The organism is Streptomyces sp. NPDC051907 (genome assembly GCF_040681075.1).
Taxonomy (GTDB): Bacteria; Actinomycetota; Actinomycetes; order Streptomycetales; family Streptomycetaceae; genus Streptomyces.
Genome location: NZ_JBFAYB010000062.1, coordinates 17,222 through 39,523 on the forward strand (window position 1 = coordinate 17,222; position 22,302 = coordinate 39,523).

The 22,302-nt window shown below is 69.6% G+C and carries 21 protein-coding genes and 3 pseudogenes; 5 read left to right on the forward strand and 19 right to left on the reverse strand.

Annotation, left to right across the window (positions count from 1 at the left end):
• Positions 1–23 precede the first annotated feature (23 nt).
• The 6 genes from AB0M39_RS27495 to AB0M39_RS27520 all read right to left on the reverse strand — a co-directional run bounded on the left by AB0M39_RS27495 (position 24) and on the right by AB0M39_RS27520 (position 5,856).
• Complete coding sequence (locus AB0M39_RS27495) at positions 24–869, reverse strand: alpha/beta hydrolase (RefSeq protein ID WP_365368599.1); 846 nt, start codon at positions 867–869, stop codon at positions 24–26.
• Between the two features lie 59 nt (positions 870–928).
• Positions 929–1,447 (reverse strand): DoxX family protein, encoded by a 519-nt coding sequence (locus tag AB0M39_RS27500; protein WP_365368600.1) that lies wholly within the window; start codon positions 1,445–1,447, stop codon positions 929–931.
• A 15-nt stretch (positions 1,448–1,462) separates the two neighbouring features.
• The gene (locus tag AB0M39_RS27505; protein ID WP_365368631.1) at positions 1,463–2,062 is read right to left on the reverse strand and encodes a hydrolase; all 600 of its coding nucleotides are present in this window, start codon (positions 2,060–2,062) and stop codon (positions 1,463–1,465) included.
• 142 nt (positions 2,063–2,204) lie between these two features.
• Complete coding sequence (locus AB0M39_RS27510) at positions 2,205–4,103, reverse strand: amidohydrolase (RefSeq protein ID WP_365368632.1); 1,899 nt, start codon at positions 4,101–4,103, stop codon at positions 2,205–2,207.
• Between the two features lie 63 nt (positions 4,104–4,166).
• Entirely contained in the window at positions 4,167–4,895 is a 729-nt protein-coding gene (locus AB0M39_RS27515) for a GPR1/FUN34/YaaH family transporter (protein WP_365368601.1), read from the reverse strand.
• Positions 4,888–5,856 carry an alpha/beta hydrolase gene (locus tag AB0M39_RS27520; RefSeq protein WP_365368602.1) on the reverse strand — a complete coding sequence of 323 codons (969 nt, stop codon included), beginning with the start codon at positions 5,854–5,856 and terminating at the stop codon, positions 4,888–4,890. The genes AB0M39_RS27515 and AB0M39_RS27520 overlap by 8 nt, the downstream gene beginning before the upstream one ends.
• A 244-nt stretch (positions 5,857–6,100) precedes the next feature.
• Here AB0M39_RS27520 and AB0M39_RS27525 point away from each other — a divergent pair, with 244 nt between their 5' ends.
• Positions 6,101–7,090, forward strand: a complete 990-nt coding sequence (locus AB0M39_RS27525; RefSeq protein ID WP_365368603.1) for a helix-turn-helix domain-containing protein — start codon at positions 6,101–6,103, stop codon at positions 7,088–7,090.
• 1,278 nt (positions 7,091–8,368) lie between these two features.
• On the opposite strand, the pseudogene AB0M39_RS27530 reads toward AB0M39_RS27525, so the two are convergent.
• The 4 genes and pseudogenes from AB0M39_RS27530 to AB0M39_RS27545 all read right to left on the reverse strand — a co-directional run bounded on the left by AB0M39_RS27530 (position 8,369) and on the right by AB0M39_RS27545 (position 12,557).
• Positions 8,369–9,137: pseudogene (locus AB0M39_RS27530) on the reverse strand (transposase).
• A 75-nt stretch (positions 9,138–9,212) separates the two neighbouring features.
• A complete protein-coding gene (locus AB0M39_RS27535) occupies positions 9,213–9,773 on the reverse strand; it encodes an SUKH-4 family immunity protein (protein WP_365368604.1) in 561 nt (186 codons plus the stop codon).
• Between the two features lie 210 nt (positions 9,774–9,983).
• Positions 9,984–10,949 (reverse strand): helix-turn-helix domain-containing protein, encoded by a 966-nt coding sequence (locus AB0M39_RS27540; RefSeq protein WP_365368605.1) that lies wholly within the window; start codon positions 10,947–10,949, stop codon positions 9,984–9,986.
• Positions 10,950–11,996: 1,047 nt separating this feature from the next.
• On the reverse strand, positions 11,997–12,557 hold the full coding sequence (locus AB0M39_RS27545; RefSeq protein ID WP_365368606.1) for a hypothetical protein: 561 nt from the start codon (positions 12,555–12,557) through the stop codon (positions 11,997–11,999).
• Positions 12,558–12,636: 79 nt separating this feature from the next.
• On the opposite strand from AB0M39_RS27545, the gene AB0M39_RS27550 reads away from it, so the two are divergent.
• Entirely contained in the window at positions 12,637–13,113 is a 477-nt protein-coding gene (locus AB0M39_RS27550; RefSeq protein WP_365368607.1) for a MarR family transcriptional regulator, read from the forward strand.
• A 77-nt stretch (positions 13,114–13,190) separates the two neighbouring features.
• Here the strand turns inward: AB0M39_RS27550 and AB0M39_RS27555 are convergent.
• Positions 13,191–13,496 (reverse strand): annotated as a pseudogene (locus AB0M39_RS27555) (ATP-binding protein); the annotation flags it as partial.
• Between the two features lie 685 nt (positions 13,497–14,181).
• On the opposite strand from AB0M39_RS27555, the gene AB0M39_RS27560 reads away from it, so the two are divergent.
• On the forward strand, positions 14,182–15,120 hold the full coding sequence (locus AB0M39_RS27560; RefSeq protein ID WP_365368608.1) for a ribosome-inactivating family protein: 939 nt from the start codon (positions 14,182–14,184) through the stop codon (positions 15,118–15,120).
• A 156-nt stretch (positions 15,121–15,276) separates the two neighbouring features.
• The gene (locus AB0M39_RS27565) at positions 15,277–15,711 is read left to right on the forward strand and encodes a hypothetical protein (protein WP_365368609.1); all 435 of its coding nucleotides are present in this window, start codon (positions 15,277–15,279) and stop codon (positions 15,709–15,711) included.
• Here AB0M39_RS27565 and AB0M39_RS27570 read toward each other — a convergent pair.
• The 4 genes from AB0M39_RS27570 to AB0M39_RS27585 all read right to left on the reverse strand — a co-directional run bounded on the left by AB0M39_RS27570 (position 15,708) and on the right by AB0M39_RS27585 (position 18,737).
• Positions 15,708–16,424: an alpha/beta hydrolase gene (locus AB0M39_RS27570; protein ID WP_365368610.1), complete on the reverse strand. Its 717-nt coding sequence runs from the start codon at positions 16,422–16,424 to the stop codon at positions 15,708–15,710. The genes AB0M39_RS27565 and AB0M39_RS27570 overlap by 4 nt on opposite strands.
• Positions 16,425–16,608: 184 nt before the next feature.
• The gene (locus AB0M39_RS27575; protein WP_365368611.1) at positions 16,609–17,505 is read right to left on the reverse strand and encodes an MBL fold metallo-hydrolase; all 897 of its coding nucleotides are present in this window, start codon (positions 17,503–17,505) and stop codon (positions 16,609–16,611) included.
• Complete coding sequence (locus AB0M39_RS27580) at positions 17,502–17,768, reverse strand: hypothetical protein (RefSeq protein ID WP_365368612.1); 267 nt, start codon at positions 17,766–17,768, stop codon at positions 17,502–17,504. The genes AB0M39_RS27575 and AB0M39_RS27580 overlap by 4 nt, the downstream gene beginning before the upstream one ends.
• Positions 17,769–17,891: 123 nt before the next feature.
• Complete coding sequence (locus AB0M39_RS27585; protein WP_365368613.1) at positions 17,892–18,737, reverse strand: alpha/beta hydrolase; 846 nt, start codon at positions 18,735–18,737, stop codon at positions 17,892–17,894.
• 166 nt (positions 18,738–18,903) lie between these two features.
• Between AB0M39_RS27585 and AB0M39_RS27590 the strand changes: the two genes are divergently transcribed.
• Complete coding sequence (locus AB0M39_RS27590; protein ID WP_365368614.1) at positions 18,904–19,515, forward strand: TetR/AcrR family transcriptional regulator; 612 nt, start codon at positions 18,904–18,906, stop codon at positions 19,513–19,515.
• A gap of 394 nt (positions 19,516–19,909) precedes the next feature.
• On the opposite strand, the gene AB0M39_RS27595 is transcribed toward AB0M39_RS27590, so the two are convergent.
• From AB0M39_RS27595 to AB0M39_RS27610, 4 genes and pseudogenes are all read right to left on the reverse strand, one after another.
• The gene (locus AB0M39_RS27595) at positions 19,910–20,215 is read right to left on the reverse strand and encodes a MazG-like family protein (RefSeq protein ID WP_365368615.1); all 306 of its coding nucleotides are present in this window, start codon (positions 20,213–20,215) and stop codon (positions 19,910–19,912) included.
• An 80-nt stretch (positions 20,216–20,295) separates the two neighbouring features.
• Positions 20,296–20,793, reverse strand: coding sequence for a hypothetical protein (locus AB0M39_RS27600; RefSeq protein ID WP_365368616.1), 498 nt, complete (start codon positions 20,791–20,793; stop codon positions 20,296–20,298).
• Positions 20,790–21,662, reverse strand: a complete 873-nt coding sequence (locus AB0M39_RS27605) for a nucleoside 2-deoxyribosyltransferase (protein ID WP_365368617.1) — start codon at positions 21,660–21,662, stop codon at positions 20,790–20,792. The genes AB0M39_RS27600 and AB0M39_RS27605 overlap by 4 nt, the downstream gene beginning before the upstream one ends.
• A 359-nt stretch (positions 21,663–22,021) precedes the next feature.
• Positions 22,022–22,302, reverse strand: a pseudogene (locus AB0M39_RS27610) (transcriptional regulator); the annotation flags it as partial.

Consider the following 22,302-nt stretch of genomic DNA (forward strand, 5'->3'; position numbering starts at 1 on the left):
TGCTCCTCAGAGGTGGCGGGGTATCAGGCGGTGACGGTGCGGGCAGCCGACCGGATCAGCGCGACCACGGCATCGGGCCTGCTGTACATCGGCAGATGGGAGGACGGCACCTCGACCGTCCGGGACCGGGCGCGGGAGGCCTGAAACCGCTGGAGCTCGGGGACGATTCCCCGGTCCCGGCCGGAGATCAGGGTCCACGACGGCACGGTGTGCCACGCCGCGCTGCTCACCCGGTCGGCGAACGCGGACCCGCTGAGCGGGCGCTGGCCCGCGGCCAGCACCCGAGTGATGGGACGCGGAACGTCCTGGGCGAATACCTCGTGGTACCGGTCGGGCCGGATGTAGAGGTCGACGCCGGTGGCGCCGTCGGGTCCGGGTACGGGCACGGGGGCGAGGGAGGCTTCGAGCTGGGAGCCGGGGAACCGTGCGGCGAGTTCGCCGAGCACCTCCCCGGCGTCGGGGATGAACGCGGAGACGTAGACGAGGGCCTTGACGGCGGGAGCGGCGGTGGCAGCCTGGGTGATGACCGCCCCGCCATAGGAGTGGCCGACCAGGACGACGGGTCCGGGGACGGCAGCGAGCCGGGCGGCCGCCTGGGCGGCGTCGTGGGCGAGGCCGCGCAGCGGGTTGGCCACGGCCACCACCCGGTGGCCGTACCGCTGGAGCCGTTCGGTGACGGGGTTCCAGCTGGAGGCGTCGGCGAAGGCGCCGTGGACCAGGACCACGGTCGGCTTCCCGGCCTGTCCCGGCCCGGAGCCGGGTCCGGCGGCGGACGCCGCGGCCGGAGGCGCCGAGGCCACGGTCAGCGCTGCCGCGGCGCCGGCGGCGGTCTTCAGGGTGTGGCGTCGGCTCAGTGGACGGCCGGTCATGGTCGGGTCCTTCCAGGTACGGGGGCGGGGGTGGGCGCAGACGTGTCGGGCGGTTGCGGTCAGGAGGACTTCGGCGGAGCCGGGGACGGGGGCGCGGCCGGTTCGTGCAGCAGGGCGCGTACGGCGAGGCCGCCGGCCACCCCGACCGCCGGCGCGGCCACGGCCGACCAGCCGGGCCAGAGGGGCAGGGCGAGTGCGTGGTCGACGGAGAAGCGGCCGGGGCCGGTGAGGGCGAGTCCGGCGGCGATTCCGATGAGCACGAGGGGGTACTCGTAGCCGTCGTGCTGCACCCACAGGCCGTGGGGCCACTTGACGGTGAGCGCGACGGTCATCACGCCGATCGCCCCGGCGGCGCCGAGCGGAGTGAGAGCTCCGGCGGCCAGCAGCAGGCCGGAGCCGATCTGCCCGGCCCCCGCGGCGAGGGCGGTGAGCGCCCCGCCGCGGAATCCGTCGCGCCGGAACTCCTCGGTCCCGCCCGCCAGTCCGGTGCCGCCGAGCAGGAAGCTGACCTTCTGCACGCCGTGCGCGGCGATCAGCAGGCCCGCCAGGAGGCGGAGGAGGAACAGTCCGGTGTCCATGGTCGAGCTGTCCGGTCAGCCGGCCGCGTGCGGGTCGACCATGGAGTGGGCGTAGACGACGCCCAGGCCGTACGCGCCGCCGTGCTGCTTGACCACGTCGGTGGTGGCGGCGTACGTCTCGGTGCGTGCCCAGTCGCGCTGGAGCTCCAGAAGTACCTGCAGCCAGGTGACGGGTACGGCGCCGGCGGCGGTCATCCGCTGCAGGGCATGCTCGTGGGCGGCCGGGGTGACGCCGGCGGATGCGTCGGCGACGACGTAGACCTCGTACCCCTGGTTGAGCGCGGAGAGGGCGGGCAGGACGAGGCAGACCTCGGTCCACAGGCCGCAGAGCACTATCTTGTGGCGGCCGGTGGCCTTGACCGCCTCGACCAGGGCCTCGTCCTCCCAGGCGTTCATGGAGGTCCGGTCGATGACGTCGTGCTCGGGGAAGACCTCGCGCAGCTGCGGCAGGATCGGGCCGGAGAAGGACTCGGCGGCCACGGTGGACAGTACGACGGGGACGTCGAAGACACGGGCGGCCTTGGCCAGGCCCACGGTGGCGTTGATGACGGCGACGCGGTCCGTGCTGGCGGCGCCGAAGAACATCTGCGGCTGGTGGTCGACGAACAGCATCATCGCGTTGTCGGGGGTGAGCAGATCGCGACTGGGCGCGGCGATGACGGCATTGAGGTCGAAGTTGAAATCGGACACGGGGAGTTCCTCTCGGAGATGAACGGTGTGGGATGGGGAACGGCAGACGAGCGGGTACGGGGGTGGGTCAGGGGCCGAAGCACGGATCGAAGACGGCGGGCGGCTCCTCGGAGGCGAAGCCGCGTGCGGCTCTCCACTGGCGGTGCTGCTCGGAGGCGGCGACCGCCTCCGCCAGCAGATCGGCCTGGCGGGCGCCGGCCACCGAGGGCGGCGGCGTGGCCTGGTAGCCGCCGAAGTGTGCGACCGGGCTCCACCCGGGGCTGACCGGCGGGATGGCCTCGTCCAGGCCCTCGTAATCGCCGGCGGCGTACACGATCCGGCCGCCGGCCACGGTCAGCAGGGACTCGATGTGTGGGATGTCGTCGGCCTCCACGCCGAAGTAGTCGTGGGACAGGACGGCGAAGTCCGCGAACCGGCCTTCGCCGAGGACGCCCTTGTGCTCGTCCTCGCCGGTGAGCCGTGCCCCGCCGAGGGTGTACAGCTCCAGGGCCTGCTCGCGGGAGACCAGTTGCCCGGCCGGCCGCGGGGCCGCGCCGCCGACGGTCCGGCCGGTAACCAGCCAGTGCAGGGCCACCCACGGGTTGTACGAGGAGACGCGCGTGGCGTCGGTGCCCGCTGCGACGGGCAGACCGTGGCGCAGCATGTCGGTGACGGGCGGGGCGAGCGCGGCGGCCTCGGCGCCGTAGCGCTGGGCGAAGGCCGTGCCCTGGAACGACATCCGGTTCTGCACGCTGATCCCGCCGCCCAGCGACGCGATCCGCTCCAGGCTCCGGGCCGAGACGGTCTCGGCGTGGTCGAACAGCCAGCTGTTCCCGGCCGGGAAGAGCCCGTCCGCGGCCAGTTTCTCGAAGACGGCGAGGTCGCGGCTGATGGTCTCGTCGTAGGTGGCGTGGAGCCGGAAGCCCCAGCCGTTCTCCATCAGCAGCCGGACCGCCTTCTCGAACTCGGCCTCGTAGGAACCCAGTTCCGGGCGAGGCTCGGAGAAGTTCTCGAAGTCGGCGGCGGCCCAGGTCAGGTTCTCCCCGGCGCCGTTCAGCCGCAGCCATGCGTCGCCGTCCCCGGGCTGGAGCGTCTCGGTCCAGCGTGCGAGGTCCGCCAGCTCCTGGCCGGCGGTCTGCGGGAACAGGTGGTAGCCGATGCGTACGCTGAGCTCGCCCGCGCGGGCCAGCTCGGTGACGGTGGCGTAGTTCTCGGGGAAGCTCTGGAATCCGCCGGCCGCGTCCACGGCCGAGGTCAGGCCGAACCGGTTCAGCTCGCGCAGGAAGTGCCGGGTGGAGACCATCTGGTCGGCTTCGTCCAGCGCGGGGGCCTTCGCGAGGGTGGAGTAGAGGATCAGCGCGCCGGGGGCGGCCAGGAGCAGGCCGCCCGGCTCGCCGTTCCGGTCCCGGACGATCTGCCCACCCCGGGGGTCGGGGGTGTCCCGGGTGAATCCCGCGGTGCGCACGGCGGCCCGGTTGAGGACGGCCGACTGGTAGAGGTGCAGGACGAACACCGGGGTGTCGGGCGCGGCCGCGGTGAGTTCGGCCGCGGTGGGCATCCGGCGCTCGGCGAACTGTTCGGCGGTCCAGCCGCCCACGACCCGGATCCACTGGCCCTTGGGGGTGCGCCCGGCCTGCTCGCGCAGCATGGCCAGGGCATGCCGCAGGCTGCGTACGCCGTCCCAGCGCAGCTCCAGGACGTAGTTGAGGCCGCCTCGGATCACGTGCAGATGGGAGTCGTTGAGCCCCGGCACCGCCCGCCGGCCGAGGGCGTCCACCACCCGGGTCGCCGGTCCTACCAGGCGAGCGACGTCACCGTCGTCGCCCAGGGCCGTGATCCGGCCGCCGCGTACGGCGAGGGCCGTCGCGGCAGGCCGGGAGGGGTCCTGCGTATGGATGCGTGCGTTGCGCAGGACGAGTTCGGCGGACTGGCCGTCCCGGGGACGACCGGCCGGCCCGGGCGCGGCGGTGATGCCGCCGACGGGCATGCTGCTGCTCACGGTGCTCGCTTTCGAAAGGGGGGGAGGTGGCAGGAGGCCAGGGGGCGGGGGTCAGAGGGTGCGGCGTACGCCGGCCTGCCGCTCGAGGTTGCGCAACTGGACCGTCAGATCGCCCTCGACGGCGTGATGCGCGGGGCCGCTGCGGCCGATGGGGAGAACCGGCTCGCCGCGCATGTCCTCCAGCATCAGGGCGAAGGCCGTGTACAGGGCGACGGCCGCGAGCACCAGCCCGAGGACCCCGGAGACGGTGCTCAGCCAGTCCGCGCCGGTGAGGTTGGCCAGTGCTGCCACGGCGAAGCGGGGGACTGCCGTGCACAGCACCAGCCACAGGGCCCGCTTGGGGGTCGCGACGGATGCCATCAGCACGGCGAAGAGGGCGAAGACGGCGTTGAGGACGCCCAGCACCCGGGTCCCGCCCGGCGCGTCCACGAACAGGGTCAGAGAGCTCACCAGCCACAGGCCCGAGAAGCAGGCCATGAGCGTCGCCGCCAGCACGTCGCGCGCGCCGAACGCGAAGTAGCTCACCAGCAGTTGCAGGACGAAGGCTGGCAGAATGGCCAGGCCGACGGCGCGGTGCGCGCCCTCCTCGAAGAGCCCGATCTGGAAGCAGCCGACTATCACCGAGGCGATGGCCACGGAGTAGAAGCCCAGCGGCATGGGCGAGGCGATGGGCCGCAGGTTGATGCGCGTCATCCGGCGCAGGTCGGGCTCCACGTGCCTCGCCCCGCCGGCCGGGCCGTGCCCCGGCGCCGCGGCGGTCGCCGGTTCGGGCTCAGCCATCGGCCAGTGCCCGATCCAGGACGCGGACGGCGAGCTCGATCGCGGACGCCGCCGCCTGCGTTCCGCGCAGTGCGTCCACCATGACGAAGTCGTGGATGATGCCCTGGTAGCGCACCGCCGTGACGGGCACGCCCGCGGCACGCAGGTTGTTCGCGTACGCCTCGCCCTCGTCCCGCAGGACGTCCGCCTCCGCGGTGATCACCAGAGCCGGCGGCAGACCCGTCAGCTGCTCTGCGGTGGCGCGCAGCGGGGAGGCGGTGATCTCCGCCCGCTGGGCCTCGTCCGTCGTGTACTGGTCCCAGAACCACCGCATCCCGTCGCGGCGCAGGAAGTACCCCTCCGCGAACTGGTGGTAGGAGTCGGTGTCGAAGGCGGCGTCGGTGACGGGGTAGAAGAGGACCTGCTGGAGCAGCGCGAGTCCGCCGCGTTCCTTGGCCATCAGGGTCAGTGCCGCAGCCATGTTGCCGCCGACCGAGTCGCCGGCCACGGCGATGCGGGTGCCGTCCAGGCCGTGGCCGGCGCCGTCGGCGACGACCCAGCGGGCCACCGTCCAGTTCTGCTCGATGGCGACGGGGTAGCGGTGTTCGGGCGACAGTCCGTACTCGGGGAAGAGGACGGCGGCCCGGGCGCCGACGGCCAGTTCCCGGACGAGGCGGTCATGGGTGTGCGCGTTGCCGAACACCCATCCCGCGCCGTGGATGTAGAGCACGACCGGCAGGGCGCCGCTCACCCCGGCCGGTCGGACGATCCGGGCTCTGACCTCGCCGGTGGGGCCGCCCGGAACGGTCACCCACTCCTCGTCCACGTCGGGCTTGGCGATGTCGCCCGACTGCACCTCGTCGACGGCTTTGCGGCCCTCGGCGGGCGGAATCTGGAACAGGAACGGCGGTGTCCCGGTCGCTTCCGCGAAGTCGGCTGCGGCCGGCTCGAGTACGGGTGTGACGGGCGTGTGATCGGTCATGGATGGGACCTCTCGTCGGGTCGAGGGGCGTATGCCCACGCCGTACCGGGCGGCGCAGTCCGAAGCTAGACGGGTGGCAAGGGGCGCGGTTGCCTGTGCACGCAGGGGAGTTGACCTTCGGCGCAGGGCTCGGACAGGAGGGCGCAGGAGAACAGGAACGCGCACGCAGAGGCAAGTGGGCGGGCAGCCGGCTTGGGACGATGCGAGCCACCGAATTCAGACAACCGTGATGGAGGGGTAGTTCGTGCTGCTGCTGGACTTGGAGGACTTCGCACCGCGCGACCGGGTGGACGCGTTCCACCACGCGATGACGGACACCTCCGTGCCGAACGACATCGCTCACGAGGAGCACGAGACGGGGATGCGTGCCCGGATCGAAGGATGGCGGGTGGGCGGGCTGGACCTCTTCGACATACGGTGTTCGGGGTTCGAGGTCAGGCGGACGGCCAGGCACGTGCGCGCGCACCGGGACCGTCCGGTGGTCTCTGTCTCGCTCCAGACCAGGGGCGTCCACCGAGCCGAGCAGGCAGGAGATCGGTTCATCCTGGGCCCGGAGGACGTCTGCGTCTTCCACGAGCTCGAGCCCCGCGCCTACGGCTGGTCCGGGTACGGGGCCTCGCAGGCCATCACCATGGACGCGGAGTACCTCGGGGTACCGGTCGACACCGTGGTCCGGGCCTCCGTACGGCTTAGGGCCAGCCCCTTGCACGACCTGCTCCTGGGGCATCTGCGAGCGTTTTGGCGGGATCCGGGCCGGCTGGAAGCGGACCCCGGGGCCGCCGCCCTCGCGAACTCCACCACCGAGCTGGTGCGGGCCCTCCTGGCATCGGCGGCGCACGACGAGCGGCATCGGCAGGTCAGAGCGGCCATGGACAGTTCCCTGGTGGCCCGGATCATGGCTTACGCGCGCCGCCACCTCACCGATCCCGACCTCGGCCCGGAGCGCATCGCTGTCGAACACGCCGTATCCAAGAGACAGCTCTACGTAGTGCTTGGTCGCGCCGGGATCAGTCTGGAACAGTGGCTGATCGGCGAGCGACTGGAGGCGGCGTGCCGCCTGTTGGCTTCACCCCGCCACGCGGACTTGCCCGTATCCGCCGTGGCCAACCGTTGCGGGTTCACCAGCCCCAGCCATTTCACCCGGCGCTTCCGCGCTGCCTACGGTGTCACCCCGAGCGAGTGGCGGCGCCACCGGCTCCGCCCCGCCGTCGAACTCGCCCGCGAAGCTGCCTGAGCGTACGGGGCCGGGAAGTCGGCGGGAATCGCGCCGGGTCGGGGTCCGCGCACTCCGGGACTGCGCGTGTCTGCTGGTGAAACGGGGTTGCCCTACTCGACCATCGACGGCTCGCCGCAGACAAACGTCTGCGTTTCGGTGCCGGGCTCGCGACGGCCATTCGGGGTGAGAGTGCGAACCAGTCCGAGGCGGTGGTCGACCTCCAGACCTGCCCGGATCCTGCCAGTGCGGACTGAGGGCCGCCGCCGTCGCCGGCGAAGACCAGAGCGGGCTCTTCACCGTCGATCTGGACGGCCCCGTACTCGCGGAAGTGGTCCGTGACCAGCGAGGCCGGATGGACGAAGTAGCCGTTCTGTACATCGGGCAGGGAGACTTTGTCGATCACCCAGTACATCGTGGCCAGGTCCGAGGGAATCGGCGTCAGCTCCACGAGTGCGTCGGTTGCCTGGTGGCTCTTCTCCGTGGCGAGCACGACCATGTTGCTGCCTGGCTCGAAGGAGTGTCGTGCTTGGAACGACTGCATCAGCTTCGCGAGCGCCGCACCCGCCTGCTGACACCAGCCGCGGAGCCCCTCGGCATCAAGACGTTCGCCGGCCACGATCGCCCCCCCAAGCTCCTGGGAAGTTCACCCTCGCCGAGTCCCGGAAGAACATACAGGAGCGTCCACGCAGATCAGTGAAAGCCGCTGGTGCTTCCGCTGGTACGCATCACGCGCCACGGCGCCATCGCGAGTAGCCCTGTTCGATCGCAGCTAGGTACTGGGTCAGGTCAAATCGAACTTCCTCGATCACCCGGTCGTCAGCACCTGGGTACATCAGATCGCCCCAGACCACCGTCTGACCTCGGAGCCGGATCCGGATACAAACCGCCGAGGCGGCGTTGGCGCCCTGCTCCTGAGTCGCAGCATCCACAATCCGGGCTTGATCAGTCGGATAGAGGGGGCCTCCGGGCCTGAGTAGCCGATTCGGATGATCGCCGCTTGCACCGTTGTAACTGCGCGCGATCAAGTCGAGGCCATCGACATAGAGGTACGTGTGTATGGCGCTGCAAGTGGGTGGCCCAGGGCAGGCAGTAGTCAGCAGCGTGCTGACCGAGTCATGCCCTTGGCGATCAGTGAGGCTGGCGCGCACCAGTCGCGGGGACTTACGCGGCATCTGACCTTCGCGACATCACGGAGCCGATAATAGGTGCCCAGGAGACCGTCTCGCCATCCCTTTCCTCAGGGCTGTCCCGCAAGTGATCTCAGACGCGCTCCTCTCAGCCGTCGGCATGGATCCGCTATCCGGCCAGGGCGAGGTTGCGGAGGCGGGCGTTGCCAAGCATGGCGTGGTGGACGCCGTCGCCTTTCAGGCGGCAGTCGCGGAGGATCTTCCAGGTCTTCATGCGGGCGAAGGTGTGCTCGACTCGGCGCGGACTTTGCGGTGGGAGGTGTTGTGGGCTTCCTTCCAGGCCGGCAGCTCGCTCTGGCCGGGTTCTCGGCGGTGCGGGCTGATCAGACCGGTGCCGCGGTAGCCGCCGTCCGCGATGACGGTGGTGTTGCCGACCGAGCTCTTGGCTCCGGACAGTTCCCATGCTTTGCAGTCGTTGCGGTTTCCGGGCACGGCCCGGCCGAGGAGACGACAAGGCGCGAGTCGGCATCGATGACGACCTGGTGGTTTGTCGAGTAGCGGTAGTTCTTGGACTGCTCCGCCACGCTGTGATCGCGTGTCGGCACCAGGGTTCCGTCCACGATCAGCACCGTGTCTCTGCGGAAGCGGCTCCCTAGCCTCAGCGCGAGTAAGGGCCCGAGCTGGCTCACGATCCGGCCCGCGGCCGACTTCGAGATCCTGAGCAAGGGAGCCAGCTGCCGCAAGGTCAGGTTCGTCCGCCAGTACGCGGCAACCAGCAACACCCGGTCTTCCAGTGGAAGACTCCACGGACGGCCCCTGCAAGCAAGGTGCGGACCTCCGCGCCGCAGCATGGTGATCAGTTTCCCGAACTGCTTCGGACTGAGCCCGGAGTACGGCGTTATCCATGACGGCTCCGACGCCGTGATCACAGCCCCCACTTGAAGATCATCTCAGTCATGGGCTGGCATCCCTGCACGGTCCAGGCCTGCGGGCCCTGGATCTGCCGGCCGAGGTCAGTAGAGCCAGCGGTCCAGGAACCCTGGCCAGAGAAACCCCTCGTAGCCGTTGAAGGCCGCCGGGTCGATCTCCTCCAGTTTCTTGGCCAGCCGGTTCAGCTCGGCGAAAGCCCCCTCCTCCTCCCCTTCGGAGAGGTACTCCTCGGGGCCGTCCGGCTCGCTGAGAAGCTCAGAGGCGGTGACGCAGCTGCCATAGTGGTGAAGGACGTCGAGCCACACGCCGACACCTGAGTCGGCGAACCAAGCCTCCCCATCCGGCATGACGAAGTAGACCGTCCCGGTCTCCGGCTCGACGCCGAACGATGACCGCTCGTCCTGATCATCGAGGTCCGCCTGCTCAGTGAGACGGTAGAGCGGTCCCCGGGATGTGAACAGGGCTGGCTCGGCCTCGCTCTGCATCACGACTCGTTCGATGACGCGCGGAGCTACCGGGATACCCACCTCGATGATCTGTGCCTTCATGAAGTCGGGGATCCGCCAGCCAGCCACGACGTCCTGTCCGGCTCGCGTGACATGCCCGAGCCCAGCCCACTCGGTCAGCTGGTCGTACGTCGCCATCGAACGATCCTCTTCCGTCGGCTGCGGTCCCGACCCTATTGAGCCGGCCCCTGGCCAAGGGTCGGCTGCACTTGCGGGACAGCTCTTAGCCACAGATCACGCTCCCCTGTCATCCCGTCCAACCAGGCGGCTCTGGCCGACCACGGGATCGGGGGGGGGGGGGAAGATCACTCACACAATCGCGGCCAGAGCCAAGTTCCGAGTTCGCAGTCACGGGCTGGCGGCGTGCAGCGCCCGCCAGTCGCTAGGGGTGAGGTCGTAGGTTTGTTTGAAGGTGCGGCTGAAGTGGGCGGCGTTCGGGAAGCCCCAGTGCCGGGCGATGGCGGCGATCGACCGGTGTCGGGCGGCGGGTGCCGCGAGTTCGTCGCGGCAGCGTTCCAGCCGCTGTATCCGAATCCAGTCGCTCAGGCAGATCCCTTGGCGCGAGAGGGTGTTGTAGAGCTGGCGACGTGAGATGTGGTGGTGGGCGGCGATCCGTGCCGGGGTCAGGTCGTGGTCGCCCAAGTGGGCGCGGACGTGGTCCAGGATGCGCAGGTGCAGGGTTTCGTGCCAGGGCTCGGAAGTGAGGTGCTGGTCGCTGAGACGGTCCGTAATGAGGGCGCGCAGCAGTTGGATGCCCGGCCGGCCTGCCGCGTCCAGGCTGTGCTCGGAGGAGGGCGCGGGGTGCGCCTGGTGGCGGGCGATACGCCGCAGGCAGGTGGCGGTGAGGTCGGCCAGCGGGTCCCTACGGCTGAAGCGGACTGCGGTCACGCGGTCCAGCAGCTTCGCGGACAGACTGAGCTCAGAGCGTGGGATGCGGAAGAAGTGCTGGTGGATGCCGTCCTTGTTGAACAGGGTGTAGGGGCGGGTGGTGTCGTACAGCGCCAGATCGCCGGGCTGCAGCACGGCCTCCCTCCCGTCCTGGACGACCATGCTGCTACCGGTGACCTGCAACCCGACAAACAGGCTCGGCTCCATGTCGTCGCGGGCGAGCGAGGGCGTACGCCGGATGGTGGTCGCGTTCGCGCGCACCGAGCAGACCGTCAGCGGCCCGATGCCGCTGATGGCACCCAGCGTGCGAATCAGCCGGGGATCCGGCTGATGCGTGATCTCCACCCGCACCACGCTGCTCCAGATGACCTCGCGGATCGCCTCGGCCCGCTCTGCGGGCGCCATGACCGCAGCGTCGATCATCATCTGTCGGTTTCCTCTCTCCCCCTGGAACCTCTCAACGGGCTGGCCCGTAGAGGAAGTCAAGCGGGTGTCGGCACCAGTGACAAGGCGCGGTTCCGGGCATGCCGCGCGGCATCGGCCCCGCCTCCTCTCCGCCGGACTTCACCGCGAGGTCGTCCTCGCGACCGCTCGCCCCTGTGCGGCCACGTTGCCCTGGGCATTGCGGGGATGAGACGCACGCGGCCGCTCAGGCTCCGCAGTTGGCGACGGACAGGTAGCGGCGGACGTCGTCGATTTCCGAAGCATTCGGCCACCCTGGGCAGGGAACGCTGCTCGTAGGTCGCCAGAGAACCCAAGTCACCCCCAGGGACAGCATTCGGTGGAGCGGGACGGGACCCGCTCGCCCTCGGGCACGACGGCCCAACTTCCGGACGCCAGCCACGCGTGGTAGCCCTTCGGGGGCACCGCGGAGATCGGCATGACGGGAGTCGCGCCGGCCGCCTCGGTACCGCGCCGGAGTCTGCGAGGGTGCCCGCTGCGGTGCTGGGGGAGCAGTGGGTGCGTTTGTCCTCACCGGGCGGGCTGGGAAGGGGCAGCAGGTCGGTGCCCGGCCCCTGTTCGAGGGGCACGTGCCCGCTGGCCTTGCCCCCGATGTACCTCCCGTGCGCGGCTCGGATCAGACAGAGGACGCGGTGAGCGCGCCCTCGCGAATAGTGGGGGCACTGACCCAAGGCCCGAGTCCGAGCACATGTAATTCCGGGTGGTAACGGTGGTGCAGAAGTACCCGTACTGAGGCCTGCGCCCGTATTCCCTGCCTCGCGTGGCTTCGTTCACTTCAAGGGGCAGCGTTTGTCCAGCAGTCTGGGAGGCAGTCGGTTATCCGCGTGCCCGCTGATGTTCACGGCAAATGACGTCGCTCTGACCTTCGCGGCTCGCCCCGCTCATGCGGGCAATCGAACGTGGAGAGCCGCCGCGAAGCCACGGCTTCCCCGGAGCACGCGGCGCTCCGCACCCCGGGGGCCGGGGTCCCGTCCCGGGCTCTCCCGCGGAGCCAGGTCGCTTCCGTGCGGGTCAGTCCTCCAGCAGCTGCCGCAACCGGCAGGCGTACCACGCGGTCGCCGCGCACACCGCCACGTAGATGACGACGCCCTGGAGAGCGAAGTTGCCGTAGTGGAACTCCCACTGCGCCGCCCCCGGTTCGGTGCCGTACCGGGGGTTCTCCCAGATGTGCGGAAGGACCTGGGCGACGAGCCCGCCCAGGCACTGGGCGGCGATGTAGAGGGCGGTCAACTCCCCGAGGCGCCGCAGCCAGGCCCGTCGGTTGGTGCGGATCAGGGTGCGGACTCCGGCGAGCGCGTTCCCGGGCTGCCACCGCGGGCCCGCCGGGGCGACCCGGGCGCAGACCGCGGGCACCAGGACCACGGCGGCGATGACGAGCCCGACCAGTAGCGCGTTCAGCAGTCCCGCCGTGCTTTCCGAGCTGACCCGGCTGCGGCCCTGGGGCGCGAGGAGCACCGCCAGGATCGGCAGGTGGGTGATCAGGGCGGCGAGGTACACGCGGCCGAGCAGCGCGGCCGAGGGCGGACCGGGGCGACGCGGGCGCGAACGGGTCGGTGCCTGGGGTGTGGTCATGCGGCTGATCCCATCACATCCTTTCACTTTGGTGAAGTAGTTTTCTTCACCAAAGTGAAAGACTTGTACGCTGACCGGCATGAGTACCGAACGGGACGGCGCCGCGCTGGGCCACGAGCTCAGCCTGTGGGTGGTGCTTTACCACGAGCAGCTCGCGGCCCGCCTGCACGTCAACGCCACCGAGCACAAGGTGCTCGGTGTCATCGCCCGCACCCCCGGCACCACTCCCGGTCGGCTCGTCGGCGAAACCGGCCTCAGCAACGCCGCCATCACCAAGATCATCGACCGGCTGGCCGCTCTTGGATACGTCGAACGCGCCAGGGATCCCGGCGACCGCCGCCGGTTCACCCTGACCGCCACAGCCGCGCACCGCCGCGTCCTGGGTGCGGCCATGGCCCCGATGACGGCAGGGATGGCCGAAGTGGTGCAAGGCCTCGACGAGTCCGAACTGGCCGCTGTCGGCCGCTGGCTCACCGGAACCGTCGCCGTCATGCGCGAGGCCGCGCTCGCCCTGGCCGAGGAGAACCGCAGCGGTGATCCGAAGGGACCGGGCTAGCCCCCTGCCGGGGTGCACGGTGAGGCGGCGGTCCGCCGCCCGTGAAGGCGGCGGACCCGGAGAGTGGTCTGCCGAGGTCAGCCGGCCTTGGCAGATTCTTCGGCGCGGGCTCGTGTGCTGGCGAGGCGGTAGGAGTCGGTGCCGGTCTCGATGATGGTGCCGTTGAAGGTGAGGCGGTCGACGATGGCCGCGCAGAGGCGGGGGTCTGTGAACGTCTTGGTCCACCCGCCGAAGGACTCGTTCGAGGCAATGGCCACGCTGTTCTTCTCCTCCCGTTCGGTCAAGACCTGGAAGAGGAGTTCGGCGCCGCGGCGATCGAGTTCCATGTAGCCGAGCTCATCAATGCAGAGAAGATCGACGCGGCCGTAGCGGGCGATCGTGCGGTGGACGATCCGCGTGATCGTGTGCCGCTGCTTGCGCAGCGCGTCCAGATCCGCCTGGAGCATCCCGTCGATCACCAGCTTGTACGGATCCAAGGCCGTCGGCCGCGGAGGCAGCTTCTTCCTCGGCTCCGGCCAGACCGAGTCCACGGCCTTCCTGATCGTCCGCCACGACACGTTGTACTTGCGCTCGATCTCCCGGATCTTCATGCCACTGCGGTGGTCGCGCCGGATCGCCGCATACAGCTCGACCTTCGACCTCTGCGGCATGACCAGGACCTTTCACCAGGAGCACCCCGATGCTGCCCTGGCATGCACCCCGGCGACTTCAAACTCGTGAACATCACCCGACCGTGGATCAGGGCGCCTCCCAAACCCGTGAACAACTGACTTCACGACCCGTGAATAAAGCCACTCGCGTCGTGCTCGGCGGCCTCACGGCTACCTCGCGGCGCATACCGTCCGATGCCCGGCGGGCGGGGAACCGTGCACAGACAGGCTGAGGCGGTGCACTAGAGGCACAGTGGGGGACGTCGGGCGACCCTAGCGTGGGGGTGGGCCCACGCCGCCGGCACTCTCCTGGGAGGCCTGAACCATCCCTATGGGCGGTGAAGTTCGTCGAGCGCCGGGTCCCCCGTCCCGCCGCCGTCGCTGTGCGTCGGCGGCTCCCCCGACCCATGGAGCTCCCATGTCTCCCATGCCCCTGCTGCGCCTGGCGCAGCTGTTCGCGCGAGCGAGCCGGCGTCTCGTCGGCTCCGTCGTCGCGCTCGCGCTCTCCGCCGGCCTCGTCGGCCTGGCCGCCCCCGCGGCGCAGGCCGACCCCACCCAGCCGAACACGGTCGTCGACTGGAACATCGACTCCCTGGCGAACGGCGGCAGGAGCGCCCACGACGCCTACTACGGCATGATCGACCGGATCCACCGCGTCAGCGGCCACGACTTCCGCTCAGCCGCCAACATCGACGAGAGCACCACCCAGCTGTCCCGCCTGATCCAGATCCGGGTCCTGCGCCGGGGCAGCCAGGTCGTCTCGCTGTACTTCTGGGCCAACAACCTCTACCTCGCGGGCTTCTACGTCCCAGGCACCGAGCAGAACCCGGGCCGGCACTACGCCTTCAACGACACCTGGCCCGACGACTTCAACCACGTCCTGAACCTGCAGACGCAGGCGACCCGCCTGCCGTGGGGCGGCAACTACGTCTCCCTGCCCGGCGGGAACAACCGCACGGACGACGTCATCAACGGCCCCAGCCTCCACAACGCCCTGCTCGTCCTGGGCGGCGCCAGGTCCCGGCTCGAAAGCGGCGGTGACCGCGGTGCCACCGAAGTCGGCAACGCCCTCACCCTGACCATCCAGGCCACCGCCGAGGCCGCGCGCTTCGGACGTATCTTCGACACCGTCCGCGGCAACATCGGCACGGGCACGAGGACCACCATGGGCACGGACAACGTGGTCCTCCAGAACAACTGGAGCCAGATCTCACGCTGGATCTACCGTGCGAGCAACGACCCGGCCTACCCGACCCACAACGCGCTCACACTGAACGGCGTCGCCTACAGGGCCCTGCACGCATTGCTCACCCACCTCCTGTACGTGGAACTCCACAGCGGATCCCGCCCGCGCTGAAGGTCTGGCTCAGGGGGTGCCACCATCAGGCGTCCGACACGAACTGGTGCCTGCGGGGCTGGTATGCAGACACCCCAGGGTCCTGACTCGACAAGTCCCACGGTCATAGCCGCTGTGCAGCCCCTGTCGATCTGCTCGAACGGGAGGGGGCCGAGGGTGGACGTCGAAGGAGCACGTGCTGCGATCCAACTCCCTGAAGGGTCTTGGTGGGAGTGGGATGTCGTTGCCTGGGACAGTGGACAGCTCAGGCTCCTGCCCGGCCACGACCTCGCGTACCGCCACGGCCTGGAACTGGTCTCCGGTGATCCGGTATTCGTCAGCTGCCCGCCCGCGTTTCACGATCCGCCCTTCCGCGCCCCGTCGCCCGACGAGCTCCTGAGAGTTACTCGTCAGCTCGGCGGGAAGCCGCCCGTCGTGGTCGCCTTCGAGGCAGACGCCGGCGGGCAGGAGCCGGTCTCGTGCCTGATCGCTGCCGAGCGACTCGACATCGTCCAGGAAACGGTCCTGCGCTACTGGCGTGAGAACGCAGGTTCCGATCAGTCGCTTCGCCCCTCGGTTCGGTTCCCAGACCAGCAGGCGGTCTCGGGTTAGGCGGCCGCCGGCGGCACGCGGACCTGTTCGGCGATCCAGGATTCCGCGAGCTTCGTCCAAGTGGCGGCATCGCCGGCGCCCTGGGCCAGGCCGAGACTGTGCGGGCCGTGGGCGAAGACATGCACGGTGTGCGGTACCTCGTGCGCGGCCAGTGCCGACGAGAGCCGGTAGGTGTGCTCCGGCGGGACGTAGACGTCCTCGGCGGTGTGCCAGAGGAAGAAGGGGGGAGACGCCTTGGTCACCAGCGCGTCGAGGCTTGTCCGGCGGCGCAGGTGCGGTGAGGCGTTCTCCCCGAGCAGGATCAGCCGCGCGGGTCGGTAAGTCTCGGTCTCCATCGATGTGATCGCGTAGCCGAGGACGGCGAACTGTACAGACTCGCGCGGGTCGTCGCCGGGTGCGAGTGCGGCCAGGCCCGCGAGATGCCCGCCGGCCGAGAAGCCGATCACGCCGATGCGGTCCGCCCCCTGTTCCCGCCTGAGGCGGATCTCGACCCTCAGGGCGAGGAGGGGTTCGGGATGCCGCACGTGGAGCGGGTAGCGGAAGACGCTCGCGGACAGGCCCAATGCGGAGAGCCACGCGACGACCGGCTCCGCCTCATGTGGGGCGTGCGCTGCATAGCCCCCGCCCGGCAGGACGATCAGATGTGTCGTGGCGGGGCGCACCCGCTCGGCACGTCCGCGAGTCGCTGGCGCCGTCTCGAATGGATTGCTCATGTGCACCTCCCCGCTTGCTCAGCGACGCCGCGAGCGGCTCTGTCCACAAGGCTGAACCTAGGTCGTCACCACGCCGAGTCTTCGATATCACGCGACCGGGCGAAGGGCGCAGCCGTGCCGCAGCTCCAGGCTTCGCCCTCCGGGTGGAACCGCCTGCCTGCCGCTTGGTCGGGGACGACTGCTGCTAGAACCAGCCGCCCACAGCGGCGGCGACGGGGTCGGCCCCCGGCTCGCGCAGGGCGTAGATCGTCTTCGCGCCGACCCACAGCAGGGTCCTGCCGTAGGGGAGGTCGGGGTGGCGGTCGACCATCGCGTGGAAGAACTCGGTCGCGGAGGAGCACTTCGCCAGCGCCGCCTCGGCGTCGTCGAGGTACCGGCGGGTCTCCGCCATGACGCGGGCGGCGTCGTCGTCGAGGTCCTTGTTCTTGTGGCCGGCGACGATGTACCGGGGCGCGAGGGCCTCGACGGTGCTGATGGCGTCGCGCCAGGCGTCGAGGCCACCCCCGGCCGACTCGCCGATGTACATGTGAGCGCCGTTGTAGAGCGCGTCGCCGGCCACCACGAGGCCGAGGTCGGGGACGTGCAGGACGCTGGTCTGCTCGGTGTCGGTGTGGCCGACCTCGACGAGGTGCAGGTCGTGCCCTTCGAGGGTGAGGGTGTTGTCTGGGACGGTGACGGCGGTGACGGGGGCGTCGGGGATCTGCCCGGGCCAGAGCTTGTCCCAGGCGAAGGGCCGGGCCTCCACGTTGCCGTGCATGACGGCGATGGTGCCGCTGGTGGCCACGACCGGCGCATCGAACCGCTCGGTGAACTCGTTGCCGCCGAACCAGTGATCGCCGTGACCGTGGGTGGCGATGACGGCGATGATGTTCTTCCCGCTCGCGGCCACCCATGCGGCGACCTCCTCGATCTGTCCCTCGGTGAACGGCGGGTCGACGAGGACGGCGTCCCGCTCGCCGTGGACGAGTGTGGTCGAGATCGGCTGGAAGGCGCGCACTTCGCCGTTGGGCAGGGGTTCGGTGACGCTGATCGGGATCGGGTCGCAGACGTGTACGGCGTAGCCGAGAGAGCGCGTGTTCATGGGGGCTGACCCTTCTGATGGGTTGGGGCGGTGCGGTTCGGGTGGACGGGCTGTACTGCGCCGGCCGGGGGTACCGAACGGGTAGTGCGACACTCGCTCCTCGTGCAGCAGGCGGTGATGCGGATGTCGTCGAGCACGCCCTGCTGGCCTTTCAGCCCCCACACGGCGCCGCCCTGGGGGAGGTGCGCGGAGACCGACTCCAGTTCGTTCCTGCGGGCGAGCCCGCCGTGGGCCTCCACGCTTTCATCGAGCAGATCCGTCATGGCTTCTTCTCTTTTTTGCTCTGCGCTGGTTGCCGAGTCGGGGGCCGGGCGTTGGAGTATTCGGTCCACTGGGCGATCCGGTCTCAGGGCGGCCGCGTCTGCGGGGAGGGCTTTGCCGAAGGCCTACCGCGGATCGGTGAGAAACGCCTCGACGTCGTCGGCGAACTCGGCGTGGTGCTGGAACAGGAACCCGTGGGCAGAGTCGGGGTAGATCTTCAGCCGTGCCTGCGGAATCAGACCGGCGAGCAGGTGGGAGTAGCGGGGCAGGATCATCGGGTCGTTGTCGCCGTTGGCGACGAACACCGGTGCCTGGATGGCCGTCACCCGCTCGAGCAGCGAGAAGTTGGGGACGCCCCAGGCGGAGACCGCGTCGTACTGTGCATGGCGCGTCTGCCACGTTGTGGGCGCGTCCAGCTCTGTCCGGGTGAACATCCGCCCCATGGCCTTCTCGCCGGCCGACCGGCTCTCCGGCGACTGGGTGTAGAAGACGTCGAGCACCCGTGCGGGATCGATCTCCGGTTCGCCCACGGCGTCGATGACCCAATGCGCCCACCCGTGCATGCCGGGCGCGCCCTGCGGTGCTGACGAGGCGAGCACGACGCGCCGTACGAGAGCGGGCCGGATCAGTGCGATCTCCTGGGCGACGAAGGAGCCCAGGGAGAAGCCGAGGACGTCGATCTGCACCAGGTCCAGGGCGTCGGTGAAGGCGATGGCGTCCATCGCCATCTGCGTGATCGTGCTGGGTGTTCTGCCGCTGGATCCGCCGACGCCGGTGTTGTCGAAGGCGATGACGCGCCGTCTCTGGGCCAGGGCATCGACCAGGGCGGGATCCCAGTTGTCGAGGTTGCCCCGGAAGTGAATGAGCAGGACCAGAGGCACTCCGCCCTCGCCGACCTCGCGGTACGCGTACTCGATGCCGTTGGCGGCGGACACCGTCGTGATGGGTGCTTGGGCGTAGGACCGTGCCATGGGAGTCTCCGTTCAGGCTTGCCCTGCAGGGGTCGTGGTCGACGCGCGGGGCGGGCAGGAGCCGGCGGCGGGCTAACGAGCCTCATCAAGGTATAGCGATCGCTTTACATGCTTCGACGCTACGCCGGTCCGTGTCGGATGTAAAGCGTTCGCTATACTTATGGGTATGGGGGCAACGGCATCGACCACTGGGGCGGCCCGCGGTGGGCGTGGTGCGCGTGAGCGCATCCTGCAGGCGGCGCAAGAGCTCTTCTATACGCGCGGCATTCACGCCACCGGCGTGGCGGCGCTCATCGAGGCTGCGCACGTCTCGCCGCGCACCTTCTATGTGCACTTCCCCACCAAGAACGCGCTGGTGGAGGAGTATCTCCGCCGGTTCGAGTCGGAGAAGTCCATCGCTGCCGAAGCGGAGCTGGAGCGCGAAGACCTGCCCCCGACTCAGCGGCTGTTGGCGATCTTCGCCCCCGTCGAGGGGGATCCTCTGGCCCTGATCCGCGGGTGCCCTTTCCACAACGCCGTCATCGAGGGGGCCGGAGAACTCCCGGAGGTCGCCCGCCTCGCGGAGCGACACAAGCAGGCTTTCCGTGATCGCCTCGTGGCCACTGCTTCAGAAGCCGGCGCAGCCGACCCGGAGGCCCTCGGCAGGCAACTCGCCGTGATCTTCGAAGGAGCCAACGCGCTGGCCGCCTCCTGCAACGACGCGGAGGCGTTCACGGATGCCCGGCGGGCCGCCAAGACGCTGCTGGATTCCGCCTTGAGCGCTGCGCCCGGAGGGTGAACGCGTGACGATCGTGTAGAGCTCGATGATGGCGCCGTGCCGGGCTCGGGCGATGTCCATGCCGCTGACGGTCGGTGGTTGGCCGTCGGCCGGGCCGTACTGGAACCGAGGCAGCCGATGTCGTGGAGCCCTGACGCGGCGCCTGCGGGTCGGAAGACCCAGCCCGTGTTCTCGCCGAGCATCTTCGCGGCGCGGCGCAAGCTGTCCGTACGCCCGCGGTGGATGCGGTCCGGTTCGTGCCACATCACGTCTTCGGCGTAGTTCTGCTAGAGCGCTCAGCGGCCAACTACAGCGATCAGTCACGCCTACACGTCGCCCTGCACGGCGGAGGCCCCCGGCGGGTGGTCGGGGCCTCCGCCTTCGGCGCTCGTGCGGGCAGCTAGTCGGTCATTGCCTACAAGGCGCTCGTCCGGACCAGTGCTCCGTGATCGTTTCGCTCGTACGTGCGTCGCTCGTTCTTCTCGATTTTCCGGGTCACCTCCGCCTCGAGGTCTACCCCGTTCATCTCCGCCAGCGCGGTCACATACAGGAGGACGTCGGCCAGCTCCTCCCCGAGGCTGGACTCCCCCTTGCGCCACGCGGTGAAGGCTTCACTGACTTCGGCGGTGAGGAGGCCGAACTCCAAGGCCACGTCGGTGGTGTTGAACCCCTTGGCGGCCTTGTTCTCCCAGGCGAGCTTCTGCGCAGCTCCGATCTCCACAGCTCCTCCAGCGGCGGTACAGCAGGTGCCCTAGAAGCGTAGCGGGATCGGTGTGCCGGCGTGCTGGCTTCGGTGAGCCGTCACCCCGTCGAGGGGAGGTCTGGGAGCGAGGTGTCGAGGGTGAGCACATGGGTGTAGTCCGCCAGCGTGGAGAAGACCCTTTCGTAAGCAGCCACCAGTTCGGAGATCTCCTCCAAGTCGACCGCTTCACCATCGCGTGACAGAAGCCGCTGATGTATGACGGCAGGTGGTGCGGTCAGGTGAACGAGTACGCCGGAGCGCTTGATGACGCTCTCGGTCAGGTCGATCGCCTGGGACCAGTTGATACGGGAGCGACCCCGGTGGAGCGGACCGTACACCAGCTCGCTGATGAAGCATCGATCGAAGAGGATCTTTCCGTCCTCGGCCAGGATGTCCCTGTAGCGGCTGGCCAGGTCGAGATGGTCGGGCGTCCTCGGAGAATGGACCATGGTGAAGCCGTGGTGTGTCGACAGACGCTCGCCGAGAGTGCTCTTGCCGACTCCGTCGCAGCCCTCCAGTACCAGGGTCTGGTAGCCGGCGATCTCATCGGGGCTCATGCGGCCAGCCAGGACAGGACGGCGTCGTCGCTGTCGAGGTGAGCGTCGGCGGCGTACTGGATCATGAGGTTCCGCCAGTTGGGCTCACGGCCATGAGCGTGCGTGAACGTCGGGCGCGACTGGAAGGCCGCGATTCGTACGCCGCTGGCCAGTGCCGCGCCGATGAGCAGGGCGGTTCCCGGCGGGGTCTCGGGACCGGAGACGTCGGCCAGCAGCCGGGCCGCCGAGCGAACCGCAGTCAGATCGACCAAGGCGCCTGCAACCGGGTCCGGCGCCGTGAAGCGTTGGGGCACCACCACAGTGTGTCCGGCACCCATGCAGGCTTTAGCCAGGTGGTCTCGCCCCCATGCCGTGTACGGCGACTCCTCGACGTATACGGATGTACCGACGCCCGAAGGCGAGCCTGAGGGGAGGGGAGCACGGCTCGGGAGGTTGAGCAGGGCGTCGACGGCCGCGTCGAGGGCCGTGCTCGTCTGAGCCATGTTGCGTGCCCGGAAGTCCTGGAACCGCGACCGGCCCGGAGCTGGTGGCAGGGCCGGTGGTCCGAGCTTGGCCACCCGCACGACGCGGGTGGCCACGGCCTGGAGGAGAGGGTCGGGGAATTCGAGGTGGCTGCCGGCCTCGGTCATCGAGTAGGTCTGAAAGTCCGTGGTGAGCACGACGACGGGGATGCCGGAGGCGGCGGCGTATCCGATCTCCATGCAGACCCCGTCGTCGAGGCTCGGGCCGTGCAGGATGGCGATCATGGCGTCGAGGCGTCCGAGGCGGTCACGATCCAGCTCGAACAGGCGGCGTCCCTTGACCTCGGCGACGAGGTCCTCCTCGTCGGTGTCGCAGAACGGCAGGAAGACGCGATCTGGGCCGACCACCGAAGAAGGGATGGCGGTGCTGCGGCCGCTCCGGACTCAACCGGATGCGGTGTCCGCTGTACACCGCGCACGGTCGTCAATGAGCCGTTTCGGCCTCACGCTGACGCGAGCTGATGAGTCCAGGCACGTTAGCTGGTCCATCTCAGCTTCCCCCGACCTGCGGATTCGATTGGGCAAGCAAGATGTTGTCGTCAGGGCGGCGCGTTATTTGTCACTAGTAGTGCTTGGTCATGTTGGTGCGGGGTCTGGCATGTCGCGGTGACAGGTGGGGCAGTCGCCGGTCCAGATCACGAGGAGTATCTGCAGCTTGCGGACGACTCGGTAGAGGCTCAGGCCGACGCCGTCTCTTTCGGGGATCGGCTCAGTCGCTGCAGGGTGGGCCACAGCAGGCTGCGGTGGGGTGTCCACTGCCGGGTGGCGGTGGTGCGGTGCCGGGAGCGGGTGAGGGCATCAAAGCCCTCGGCGGCCTGGGCCAGGTTGAGCAGGTGGGCTCGGCGACAGATTCGAGGACGGCTGGGGAGACGCCGGCGAGGCGGCCGCGCTCCAGTTTGGCGTGGTACTCGACGCTCATGTCGGCGAGGGCGGCGACCTCGCTGCGGCAGCCCGCCGGGCACGCCCGCCGGCTGCCGGACGGCAGGCC